Annotated in this window: 10 protein-coding genes; 9 read left to right on the top strand and 1 reads right to left on the bottom strand. The window is 43.2% G+C overall.

The genetic code is table 11. From position 1 onward, the window contains the following. Window positions 1–285 precede the first annotated feature (285 nt). The 4 genes from AAFP14_RS16195 to AAFP14_RS16180 all read left to right on the top strand — a co-directional run bounded on the left by AAFP14_RS16195 (window position 286) and on the right by AAFP14_RS16180 (window position 8,116). Window positions 286–5,367: an SNF2-related protein gene (locus AAFP14_RS16195; protein WP_341733275.1), complete on the top strand. Its 5,082-nt coding sequence runs from the start codon at window positions 286–288 to the stop codon at window positions 5,365–5,367. A gap of 181 nt (window positions 5,368–5,548) precedes the next feature. Continuing rightward, window positions 5,549–6,376, top strand: coding sequence for an SWIM zinc finger family protein (locus tag AAFP14_RS16190; protein ID WP_341733274.1), 828 nt, complete (start codon window positions 5,549–5,551; stop codon window positions 6,374–6,376). A 356-nt stretch (window positions 6,377–6,732) separates the two neighbouring features. Continuing rightward, window positions 6,733–7,431, top strand: a complete 699-nt coding sequence (gene aqpZ, locus AAFP14_RS16185; RefSeq protein WP_341733273.1) for an aquaporin Z — start codon at window positions 6,733–6,735, stop codon at window positions 7,429–7,431. Window positions 7,432–7,552: 121 nt separating this feature from the next. After that, window positions 7,553–8,116, top strand: coding sequence for a gluconokinase (locus AAFP14_RS16180; protein ID WP_341733272.1), 564 nt, complete (start codon window positions 7,553–7,555; stop codon window positions 8,114–8,116). Window positions 8,117–8,121: 5 nt separating this feature from the next. Here AAFP14_RS16180 and AAFP14_RS16175 read toward each other — a convergent pair whose 3' ends face one another. Continuing rightward, complete coding sequence (locus tag AAFP14_RS16175) at window positions 8,122–9,102, bottom strand: carbohydrate kinase family protein (RefSeq protein WP_341733271.1); 981 nt, start codon at window positions 9,100–9,102, stop codon at window positions 8,122–8,124. A 144-nt stretch (window positions 9,103–9,246) separates the two neighbouring features. On the opposite strand from AAFP14_RS16175, the gene AAFP14_RS16170 reads away from it, so the two are divergent. From AAFP14_RS16170 to AAFP14_RS16150, 5 genes are all read left to right on the top strand, one after another. Further along, complete coding sequence (locus tag AAFP14_RS16170; RefSeq protein WP_341733270.1) at window positions 9,247–9,384, top strand: hypothetical protein; 138 nt, start codon at window positions 9,247–9,249, stop codon at window positions 9,382–9,384. A gap of 88 nt (window positions 9,385–9,472) precedes the next feature. Further along, the gene (gene pedR / locus AAFP14_RS16165) at window positions 9,473–9,748 is read left to right on the top strand and encodes a photosynthetic electron transport-dependent transcriptional regulator PedR (protein ID WP_341733269.1); all 276 of its coding nucleotides are present in this window, start codon (window positions 9,473–9,475) and stop codon (window positions 9,746–9,748) included. Between the two features lie 34 nt (window positions 9,749–9,782). Continuing rightward, on the top strand, window positions 9,783–10,070 hold the full coding sequence (locus AAFP14_RS16160; protein WP_341733312.1) for a hypothetical protein: 288 nt from the start codon (window positions 9,783–9,785) through the stop codon (window positions 10,068–10,070). A gap of 205 nt (window positions 10,071–10,275) precedes the next feature. Further along, window positions 10,276–11,550 (top strand): histidine--tRNA ligase, encoded by a 1,275-nt coding sequence (hisS, locus tag AAFP14_RS16155; RefSeq protein ID WP_341733268.1) that lies wholly within the window; start codon window positions 10,276–10,278, stop codon window positions 11,548–11,550. Between the two features lie 198 nt (window positions 11,551–11,748). Continuing rightward, on the top strand, window positions 11,749–12,519 hold the full coding sequence (locus AAFP14_RS16150; protein WP_341733267.1) for a Uma2 family endonuclease: 771 nt from the start codon (window positions 11,749–11,751) through the stop codon (window positions 12,517–12,519). Window positions 12,520–12,621: the final 102 nt, after the last annotated feature.

The raw sequence follows: 12,621 nt of genomic DNA, 5'->3' as shown, positions 1-12,621 counted from the left end.
CAGGGCTTTGAGAGGAAGCGGGGAAAAGAGACTAAATAATTGTGGTTCGATCGAGGTTTTGCGCCGAAATTATGAGTAATTATACTCTCGAAGTTTGTTTGATATTCTGGGGTCGATTGGGCGATCGCCCGCCACATCTCTGAAATAGGTGGTAGGATCTTCGTCTGGGCATGGGGCGAAGTCTGGTTCCGGCATTGAAGACAGGAGATAGGCCCCAGGATGTGGCTGAGGGATTGAAACACAAATAACCAATAACCAATAACAAATAACCAATATTTTAATAAGATGGCAATTTTACACGGTAGTTGGATTATAAATGAGTCCGAAAGTTGTTTATTTATTTGGGCAGAAACTTGGCGCAAAATAGAACCAATCGATACTATTGAATTGGGGATGAATCTTCGCTTTCCCTTAGCAATGAGTGAGTCTGAGTTAAAAAGTTTCTTAATTTCTTTGCACCAGTCTGGTAAACTGAATTGGCTGTTACCGGAAACCTCTCTTCGACTAAGCTCAGTGACGGCAGAAACTCCCCAGGAAAAAGGCAAAAAAAATAGGCGATCGGCAAAAAATCACAACCCAGAAGTGACAGCGAAAAACTCATCTATTCGACACGAAATTCAGGCGATCGCACTTCCTACCCAAATCTCCACATCTAACATCAATCTGGTGTTAGCACAGCACTCAGCAGCAACATTTGCCGGACAAAATAATGACAATCTTTTCATTTTTCCGTGGGAGATAGAGGGGCTTTGTCTCAATCCCGAAGCAGCTTTTATTTTCTTGCAAACACTACCGCTCAATAGCACAGAAACTGACTCTTTTGTGGGTTCAGATTTGCGTTTTTGGTCTTATATTTCTAGATGGACTTTAGATTTATTGGCCAGATGCAAGTTTTTACCAGCTTTAGACATACAGTCTGATGGTTCGGCTATTGCTAAATGGCAACCTCTGTTAGATAGTTCTACAGATCAACTTCGTCTTGCTACTTTTAGCAAGCAAATGCCGACGGCTTGTCGAACATATCAAGGGAAGTCAACCCCCCCCTACCCCCCCCAAGGGGGGAAAGAAAGAGAGGGGAAGTCTAACCTCCCCCTTGAGGGGAAAGAAAGAGAGGGGAAGTCAACCCCCCCCTACCCCCCCCAAGGGGGGAAAGAAAGAGAGGAGAAGTCTAACCTCTCCAACTCTACCCAAGGAGAAGGCAGTCAATTGCCTTTAGCCGTGGATTTGCCGGTGGATGCTCAGGAGTTGATTTTGGGATTTTTGAGCAGTGTTTTAGACAGTCAAGTGCGATCGGCTATTAGCTCAAATATGGGCTCAAATTTAGAAATAAAAACAGTTTCTCCCACCCGCGAATGGCTGCAATCTTTGCAGCAGGAATCTGGGATAGTTCAAGCAGAATCAGCGGCTTTAGAAAAATTGGCAACCAAGCTGAGTGCTTGGACAGCACCGCTGCAAAATTCACTATCTCAAAAAAATCAATTTCGCACTTGTTTTCAACTGATACCGCCGTCCCCTGGTAAAACAGAATGGAGTTTAAATTATTGTTTGCAAGCAGTGGAAGAAAATGATTTTTTGGTAGATGCGAGAACTGTTTGGAACAATTCTGTGGAGAGTTTGAATTATGCAGGCAGGACTATACAACTACCTCAAGAAACTTTGCTCAGTGGCTTGGGTTTAGCTTCAAAACTTTATCCGTTAATTGAACCGAGTTTGCAAGCACAGCGCCCTCATTGTTGTTTGTTAAAACCCTTAGATGCTTACAATTTTATCAAGTCTGTGGCTTGGCGATTCACTGACAGCGGATTGGGCGTAGTTTTGCCACCGAGTTTGTCTCATACTGATGGTTGGGCGAGTCGTTTGGGTTTGAGCATTCAAGCGGAAACTACCCCCCCCAACCCCCCCTTAGTAAGGGGGGGCGCTCCAGAAATTAACCCCCCCTTACTAAGTGGGGGCGCTCCAGAAATTAACCCCCCCTTAGTAAGGGGGGGCGCTCCAGAAATTAACCCCCCCTTAGTAAGGGGGGGCGCTCCAGAAATTAACCCCCCCTTAGTAAGGGGGGGCGCTCCAGAAATTAACCCCCCCTTAGTAAGTGGGGGCGCTCCAGAAATTAACCCCCCCTTAGTAAGGGGGGGCAAGGGGGGGTTAGGATTGCAAAGTCTGTTAAGTTTTAAGTGGGAATTGACGATTGGGGGACAGCGCATTTCTAAGGCTGAATTTGACAGATTGGTAGGATTGAATTCCCCTTTGGTGGAAATTAACGGCGAGTGGGTGGAATTGCGCGCGCCGGATGTCAGGGCTGCTCAAACTTTTTTTGCTAGTCGCAAAGAGCAAATGACTCTTTCTTTGGAAGATGCTTTGCGTTTGGCGAATGGTGATTCTCAGACAATTGAGAAACTGCCAGTGGTGAATTTTGAAGCAAGTGGTCAACTTCAGGAGTTGTTGAATACTTTAAATAATAATGAGGCCGTAAGTGCGATCGAGCCGGCTAGTTTCCGAGGAAAATTACGACCATATCAAGCCCTAGGAGTTGGCTGGTTAGCTTTCTTAGAAAGATGGGGTTTGGGTGCTTGTCTCGCGGACGATATGGGTTGTGGTAAATGTATCTTGCCACAAAATATTCTTTTTGTCAATGGTTTTTTACAAAAAGCTGCACAAATCTGGGAAGCTTATGCCGGCAAGACAGAATTTGATGGTGAGGGGTTTTGGGCTGAACCTAACGAGCAATTACTGGTGAATTCCATCAATCAGGAAACAGGCAAAATTGTAGAGGCGAATATTCGACGACTTTATCGCCAGCAAGTGCAAGAAAAGTTGCGAACAATCAAACTGCAAGACGGTAGCAATATCACCATTACCCGCCGTCATAAATTGTTAGGACGCGATGGCTGGACAAATGAGTTCAAAGTTGGAGATTATGTTTGTGTTCCTGCTAAATTGTATTGGGAAGGAAAGCCGGAAGATCCTGATTTAGTGAAGTTTCTGGCTTGGCAGATTGCGGAGGGATACGAGCAGCGGAATCAAGCTGCGCTCAAAATAGCACAAAAAGATGCGACAGTTCTGGAAGAGTTACGTGTCACACTCCACCGAATCAGTACAAAGTATGGGATAAAAATCAATAATCCTGCTGTTCGTACTCCCGGTAAGCAAAGACTAGTATATTTATCTGTATGCAGTCGAGAATACCAAACCTTTCTTGAGTCTAAAGGCTACGAGTGGGGGAAACTTTCAGCCGAGAAAAGCTTCCCACAATTCATCATGCAAGCCAATCTTGACAGCATACGGATTTTCCTCAAAAACTACTTTGATGCTGAAGGTTCTGTCCTGCTTAACACGCGAAATATCGAAATTAGTAGCGTTTCGCCTTTACTAATGCAGCAACTTTCTACACTGCTGCGACGCTTTGGAATTTGGCTGCGAATCAGCGCTAAACAAAAACGGGCTACCAATGGTAGCGGTATTTTTTGCACCTATTATATCGGTACTTTTGGTGGGAACTCAGTTCGCATATTTTTGGATGAAATTGGTTTTGGTTATCCAGAAAAACAGCGTAAATTAGAGCTGATTTGCGAAGCGACTTGCAACACCAATGTTGAAGGGATTCCAGTTTCTGATATCGTCGCTAGTGCAGTGGAAATTACAAAATTACCATTGCGCCATTTGGGAATGCACAACCCGGTTTATATCAACGGTTCCCAGCAATTTTCACACACGAGTCTGACAAGGGTAGTCGGTGGGATGGACAATATTCTAGATGGCTCGGCAGAACAAGAATACCGTCAGCTAAAGCTTTCAAAGTGGACGAATCAGACTCTAGAAGCTTATGCAAATTTAGACACACAACAGCTACAGACAATCAGACAAAGTTTACAAGTTGTTCTCGACCAAGAAGTATTTTATTGTCGGATTGAAGAAATTGAGGATTTTGAGTATGAAGGGTGGGTTTATGATTTTGAGGTTGGCAAACATCACAATTTTGTTGCCAATAATATTTTGTGCCATAACACTGTTCAGCTAATTGGTTTTCTCCTGCATTTACAAGAAAACAATTCCTTGGAATGGCCGACATTACTGGTGTGTCCGACATCGGTATTGGGTAATTGGGAACGGGAAGTCAAGAAATTTGGCCCGACACTAAAAGTATTGCTGCATCACGGAGAAAAACGCGCTAAAGGTAAAGCATTTGCTACGGCAATTAAGGGTAAAGATTTAATTATTACCAGTTATTCTTTAGTGTTTCGTGATGCGAAGGAAATTCAAAACACTAAATGGCAAGGATTGGTTTTGGATGAAGCGCAAAATATTAAAAATTCGGAGTCTCAGCAGTCGAAAATAGTCCGACAAATTGAAACATCTTTTAAAATTGCGCTGACAGGAACTCCGGTGGAAAATAGACTGCAAGAATTGTGGTCTATTTTAGAGTTTCTGAATCCGGGATATTTGGGAGCTCGCAATTTCTTTCAGCGCCGATTTGCGATTCCTATTGAGAAGTATGGAGACAGGGAATCTTTACAGAGTTTGCGATCGCTCGTGCGGCCTTTTATCCTCCGTCGCCTCAAAACTGACAAGTCAATCATCCAAGATTTGCCCGAAAAACAGGAGATGACTGTATTTTGTGGATTGGCGACTGAACAGGCGATATTATATCAGCAAATAGTTGAAAAGTCAATAGCAGAATTGGAATCGGCAGAAGGTATTCAGCGCCGAGGTATGATTCTGGCTTTGTTAGTAAGACTCAAACAACTTTGCAATCATCCGGCCCTTTTGACAGGTAAAGAAAACCCGAAATCTTTGGCAATTAAGAGTCAGGAGTCGGGGAAATTGCAGCGGTTGTTGGAAATGTTAGAAGAAGTTGTCGCTGAGGGCGATCGCTCTTTAATTTTCACTCAATTTGCCGAATGGGGAAAACTGCTCAAACCACATCTAGAAAAGCATTTAGGTCGAGAAGTTCTGTTTTTATATGGCGGAATTAAGCAGCAACAGCGGGAAGAAATGATCGATCGCTTCCAGCACGACCCCCAAGGTCCACCGATTATGATTTTATCCTTAAAAGCTGGCGGTACTGGTCTTAATTTGACCAGAGCAACTCATGTTTTCCACTATGACAGATGGTGGAACCCAGCAGTAGAAAATCAGGCGACTGACCGGGTATTTCGCATTGGTCAAACCAGGAATGTTCAAGTACATAAATTTGTGTGTACTGGCACATTAGAAGAAAAAATTCATGATATGATTGAAAGCAAGAAAGCCTTGGCTGAACAAGTAGTCAGTGCTGGAGAAAACTGGATTACCGAGTTAGATACAGACCAACTTCGGAATTTACTAATTCTCGATCGCAATGCTATCATAGAATCTAGTGATGAAGAATAAAGCTTTTTTCCTTATTCCTTTGCAACCGGATTTGATATGATATAAAATCCTCTCTTCATCGTCCTGTATTAAACTCTCTCTTCTCTTCCTTCGCGTACTTCGCGCCTTCGCGGTTAAATCATTCCGATACAACCGGAATTGATATGACTTCTTCCTTATTCCTTCCTTCTTCCTTCGGCTTATGATTGACAGAGAATGGTGGACCCAACAATGGCTAGATTTAATCAATACCTACCGCTTCAAAAAGCGGTTAGAACGCGGCTGGCAATATGCGCGAGAAGGTAAAGTTCTCAGCATTAAATTTCCTAATCAAGAAGTAATTGCCATCGTTCAAGGTACCGATCCCAAACCCTATCAAGTTTCTTTAGGACTCGATCCACTAACAGATGAAGATTGGGAATATGTGATTGAAAATATGTCACAAAGAGCTATTTTTTCAGCAAAATTATTAGCTGGAGAAATGCCACACAATATTGAAGATGTGTTCGCAGCGGCCGGGAAAACCCTATTTCCGTTAAGTTTGTCCGATATTCGATCGCGCTGTAGCTGTCCCGATCCCAAAAACCCTTGCAAACACATAAGTGCAGTGTACTACTTATTGGGCGATCGCTTCAGTGAAGACCCCTTCGTGCTGTTTCAAATGCGGGGTAGAACCAAAGAGCAAATCCTGACAGCACTCCGCCAAAGACGAGGTACAGAAGCCAAAGACAATACACAACTAAATTCAGGGGAAAATTCCCCAACTGAAAATGCTAAATTACCTAAAGTCGATCGCTTTTGGGAATACAACCAACAACTAGAATCATCTCTAGTAGTAATTGTACCACCACCGAGTAGCGAAACAGTGCTAGATATTTTAGGGCCAATGCCCCTCGCCACTGACGGGAAAGGAACCACCAGTAAATTATCCCCAGCCTCCGATGCACTCAAGCAGCATTTTAGCAAAATCTACCAAACCGTTAGTCAGCAAGCAGTTTTCGCAGCACTAAAACGCAGTGAAGGAGATTAACTGTTTTTCAATTACAAAATAAGAGAACAGCTTGCCACCAATCTTTTGTGTTCCCAGTAAATGTAATATTCCTAGAGCTTACCCTCCACTTACAAACAGCGCCAATCAATATGACATTTTATACAAACAAATATTAAGTATTGACAGTTATTTAAAGAAATGCTAGGGTGTGTCCAAATTTATATTCGGCACCCAAAATAAATCTAATACCAGTTCTTATAAATTTGAGTTACAGATAAATAAAAATTCCCATTGGTGCTGAGGCACTATTGTCAATAATATGTAGCTTGAGTTTAGAGAATTAGTGTTTTTAGGGTGCTAAATTCACCTACCTAAAACTTCAAACAACTGTCAGTATGAACAACAAAATAAAGATAGGGGTTGCGGAAGCTTTCGGCACTTTCGTATTAGTGTTAGGCGGATGTGGTAGTGCGGTGTTAGCGGGAGACAAAATCGGATTTTTAGGAGTGTCTATCGCCTTTGGTTTATCCTTGTTAATCATGGCTTACACCATCGGACCAATCTCAGGATGCCACATCAATCCAGCAGTGAGCATTGGTTTAGTAGTGGGCAAATTGATCGATGCCGTCTTGCTTCCTTATTATATAGGAGGTCAGATTTTAGGCGGAATTCTAGGTGGTCTTGTTTTGTACATGATTGCATCAGGAAAACCGGGATTTGATGCTGCCGCTTCGGGATTTGCATCTAACGGTTTTGGCGAGCATTCTCCTACAGGTTACGGACTTTTGGCCGCGGCATTAACTGAAATTGTACTGACTGCTTTTCTGTTATTTACGATCATGGGTACTACCCATCCCAACTATCCTGTAGGTTTGGGCGGAATCCCGATCGGCTTGATGCTGGTTTTGATTCACTTAGTGGGAATTCCTGTAACCAATACTTCGGTAAATCCAGCTAGAAGTATCGGTGTGGCACTTTTTCAAGGAGGATGGGCAATCCAACAGTTGTGGGCGTTTATTGTATTCCCGATCGTGGGTGGAGTTATCGGCGTTTTGGCTTATAATTTGATTAAGCCTGTCCCGCAAGAAGTTTAATCAAAAATTGACTTAAAAATCGGGTTTCTAGAGGTGTATTGCAATCCTTGCAGAAGTAGTAAATTTTTTACCCAACCCTAACTATTCCCTTGAATCAGAGGAGGGAGTAAGAAATTCAAAAATGAATAATTTAAGAAACCTGATTTTTGGGTCGATCGTGGCTATGATTGTAGTTCTGATGGGAGTATCCGGTGCTGGCAAAACTACCGTGGGCAAGTTGCTGGCGGATTCACTACATTGGAAATTCAGTGATGCAGATGATTTTCACTCCCAGGCAAACATCGACAAAATGAGTTTGGGTATTCCCTTAGAAGATGTCGATCGCCTTCCTTGGCTTTTAGAACTGCAAGCTGCTATAAATAACTGGTTAGTAGAAAAGCAAAATGTAGTATTGGCTTGTTCTGCCTTAAAAGCATCTTACCGCAAAATGCTCTGCCGAGACAAGCAACAAATAAAAATATTTTATCTCAAGGGTTCTTTTGGGCTACTCACAGAAAGGTTGAAAAATCGCGAAAATCACTACATGAAAGCAGACTTATTGTCAAGTCAATTAGCAACTCTGGAACCACCTCAAGATGCAATTGTCATAGATGCCTCACAGTCTCTAGAGGTAATTGTCCAATTCCTGATAAATAGTATAGGGACTGCGGGAGCGGGGAATCTTCTTCCTGGTAATGAAAATTGAGAGATTTAATAATTTTTGTACAAGTACAAGAAAGCTTCTACTTCAGCAGCGCTTGGTTGAGCAGAAATTGCACCAGGTTTCATTGCCGTCATGGCACCTACTGCACTGGCATAAGTAACCACTTTTTTGGTGACTTCTGCATCAGCTAAATTCAGAATTCCCACCTTGCACAACTGGCTGACAAAACCAGCCACAAATCCATCGCCGGCACCAGTTGTATCCTCAATATCTACTTTGAAAGCGGGGATTTTTCCTTCATTCTCCGAGATACAATAGGAACAACCTTTATCTCCCCCAGTTACTAAAACTCCTTCTGGGGAATCGAGGCGGTAGGTAATAGCTCCAGCGTCGGTAGTTTCAAACAGCCATTGGGCTTCTTCTGCCGATAATTTCAGAAAATCAATTTTGGTGAAGAGTTTTTTAATCAGTGATTTGGCTTCCTCTGGATTTTCCCAAAACACTGGTCGCCAATTGATGTCTAGTATAATTTTTACGTCATACTTTTCTGCTAGTTCAATTGCTTTTTCTATCGCCTTTCGACTATCAGGATAAGCTAATTCTAAAGTACCTAACACTAGAAAATCAGCATTTTCAAACAGCACCTCTGGTATTTGGGCCGCGATGAGGTGAGTGTCGGCAAACTCCGCAGTGTTTGCATCGCCAAAGCCGGCAAAAAATCGATCGCCCATTTCATTTCGCAATACATAAACTTGTCGTGTCGGTGCTGTCGGGTGACGCTGCACTCCAGTGGTGTCAACTCCTATTTCTTGCAATACCTGCACGAGGGAGTTACCCAATTCATCCCCACCCACAGCACCAATAAATCCGGCGCTATGCCCCAATTTAACTAAAGCACAGGCAACATTCGCCGGGGCACCACCGGGATAGGGTGTCCAAGATTCTACCTCTTCTAGGGCAAGTCCCGATCGATCTGCGAGACAGTCAAATAATATTTCACCCAAACACAGTACGCGAGGATAAGTCATAGGGATTTGAGATTTGAGACTAGGCCAGACTGGTCATTAAAAATCTCCCATAATTCCTGTGCAACAGCTATCCCTTAGACGAAGCGCTTGGGCTAGCGTCGCGGGCTCAGCTTCGTCGAAGGCTTCAAGGGCACGGCGCGCCACTTGTCCGTTGTTGACTATCTTTTTGCCAGAAATTTATTACACAGGAATCAAGTGCCTGTACTGACACCGGATGTTGGCACTCCGCTGGGAGGAGGTGATGGTCGATCGACTGCAATTGCTAATCTCCCGGAACGATAGCATGAAAAGATTTAATTTTTCTATTCTTACTTGATCCTCGATCCTTTAGAATTATAGATAGGTAAATATGCACACATAGGAAAAATTTATGAGTGGGAGCGTTTCTCAGATCCCTGTCACCCTATCAGACAGAGAATTACAAGTGGTAGAATTAGTCGCGACAGGATTGACCAATGAGAAAATAGCGGAAAAGTTGGAGATTAGCAAGCGTACAGTTGACAACCATATTAGCAATATCTTGAATAAGACGCGGGCTGAAAATCGAGTTGCACTGGTGCGCTGGGCTTTACAGTGGGGAAAAGTATGTTTAGACAATATTAACTGCTGCCCTCTACCAGGACCGATCGATAAAGAAGTATCTTAAGTAGGGCTCAATGTTGGGAACAGACAAAGGAATGATGCAAACGGCACAAGAAAAACAACTACGGTATCAAATTCAATGCCCTGGATTACCACTGGCGGTGTATCGCGAAGTGGCGGCCCATTTGCGTCAAGTTGAAGGAGTGGAAACTGGTTTAATTGCACAGCAGTCGCAGCAGTTTGATTACAACGACAGTCAAGTTGGGGCTTTGTGGATACAGTATCCTGAAGGGTTCGATTTTGCCGATCGCGAACGGGTCGATCGCATTTTGGCTTATTATGGCGATCGGTACGGAGTTTGGGAATCATTAGTTATTAGTCATTAGTCAGCAGTCATTAGTCATTAGGTAAGAGTTAAGGATTGAGAACTAATAAATACAAAAGTTATTAGCTTTTAATTAAGACGTTAGTTGCTAAAAACCAAATACCAATGACCAATCTGAAATTACCAAGGACAAGACTAATGACCAATAACTAATGACCAATGACTAATGACCAATGACTAATGACCAATGACTACTGACTAACAAAATGAATTCAATTAAAACTTTACCTGGAACGCGGGATATTTTACCTGATGAAATTAGGTATTGGCAAAATATCGAAGAAATCGCTAGAACAATTTTAACTAAAGCAGCTTATCGAGAAATTCGGACACCTATCTTTGAACAAACATCCTTATTTGAACGCGGCATCGGTGAAGCTACTGATGTTGTGGGTAAAGAAATGTACACCTTTAAAGATAAAGGCGATCGATCGAGTACCTTGCGGCCAGAAGGTACAGCGGGAGTAGTTCGAGCTTTTATTCAAAATAGTTTGTACGCGGCGGGTGACGTCCAGCGTCTGTGGTATACTGGGCCGATGTTTCGCTACGAACGCACCCAAGAAGGAAGACAGCGGCAGTTTAATCAAATTGGCGTAGAAGTCTTGGGTAGTGAGAATCCCCGTGCAGATGTGGAGGTAATTGCGATCGCCTGCGATATCCTTCAAACCCTTGGTTTGAAAAATTTGCGCCTCGATATTAACTCTGTCGGAAACAAGGAAGATAGACAAAATTATCGGCAAGCTTTAATCGATTATTTTACACCATACAAGTCAGAATTAGATGCGGATTCCCAAGACCGTTTAACTCGCAATCCGCTGCGGATTTTGGATAGCAAAAATGAGCGGACTCAGGAAATTGTCAAAGACGCGCCCAGTATTTTGGACTATTTGGGCGATGAATCGCGATCGCACTTCGAGCAAGTGCAGCAAATGCTGACAAATTTAGGAATTAGCTATCAGTTAAATCCCCGATTAGTGCGCGGTTTAGATTACTATACCTATACTGCGTTTGAAATTATTTCCGACGATTTAGGTGCCCAAGCCACAGTTTGTGGAGGTGGCCGATACGATGGTTTAGTAAAGGAATTGGGCGGACCAGATACGGCGGCAGTCGGTTGGGCAATGGGTATGGAAAGGTTGATTATCCTGCTGCAAAAATTGCAACCATTGCCCAAACCAAAGTTAGATTTTTATTTGGTATCTAGGGGTGAAAAAGCCGAACAACAATCGGTATTATTAGCTCAAAAACTGCGGAGTGCTGGCTTTAGCGTCGAAATCGATTTGAGCGGCAGTGCTTTTGGGAAACAGTTTAAAAGAGCCGATCGCAGTGGTGCTGTTGGGTGCTTAGTTTTGGGAGATGCGGAAGCAGAAAACGAGACGGTACAATTGAAGTGGTTGGCCAGTGGAGAACAAAGTGCGATCGGTCAATCAGAACTCCTAGCAATGACAGAGGAGTTACAGCAGAAGATTCAAAACCCTTAAAAAGATGGGTTGTTACTAAGTCTCGATCCCCCTAAATCCCCCTTAATAAGGGGGACTTTGAGATCGCTTCCTCGTTACTAGGCTCTGCCTAGTAACGCAGATCCAGAGGCTCCGCCTCATACTTAATCCTCATTAAAATTAATCCCAAAAACCAAGAGATATAATTTAACCATTAAAACATTTAACATCTGATATAGTATGTCTTTAGCAACTAAAAACCCAGAAACCAAACTCACAATCACCTGGCCGCTACTACCAGAAGATTTCCAACTACCAGACGAACCAGTGGAAGACGAAAGCCAACCATTATTAGCCTCCGCTTTGCGACAGCCGCTAACAGAATTTCCTGAATTAATGCAGGATGCGTTAATAGTTTCCAACTTTGCCCTTTGTGCCGGAATTAGTTTCCCAGCCTCAACCAGCGGCGAACAACGGATTATCTGTAAAGCACCAGATTGGGTGTACGTCAAACCCGTTAATCCCAAAAATGTGTCTCAAGTGCGCCGCAGTTACACTCCACACACAGAAGGGACAATTCCCCAAATTGTGATGGAATTTCTCTCAGAAACCTACGGAGAAGAATACTCAGTTGAGTTTACCTCGCGGGTGGGAAAGTGGTTTTTTTACGAGCAAGTAATCAAAGTCCCCAGATACGTGATTTTTCGGGCAATCACCGCTCATTTAGAAGTTTATGCTTTACAATCGGAACGTTATCAACTAGAAAAACCAGATGCAAATGGACGTTATTGGATACCGGGATTGGACTTGTTTTTAGGAGTTTGGGAAGGAACCCACGAAGGGAGAACAGGCTATTGGTTGAGATGGTGGAATGCAGAAGGCGAGTTATTGTTGTGGTCGGAGGAAAGACTAGAACAAGAACGGCAGCGGGGCGATCGCGAAAGACTCCGCGCCCAAAGATTGGCAGAAAAACTGCGTCAAGCGGGGATAGAGTTAGACGAAGAAGAGTGAAATATTAAAATATATAGCAATCCTAAATCATTTGTGAATTTCTTACTCCCTCCCCTTAATAAGGGGAGGGTTGGGGTGGGGTAAAAACTTTACGACTCCTGC

Origin of the sequence: Microcoleus sp. EPA2 (assembly GCA_020882975.1) — a bacterium.
Classification (GTDB): domain Bacteria; phylum Cyanobacteriota; class Cyanobacteriia; order Cyanobacteriales; family Microcoleaceae; genus Microcoleus.
This window is presented reverse-complemented; position numbering and strand designations above follow the sequence as displayed.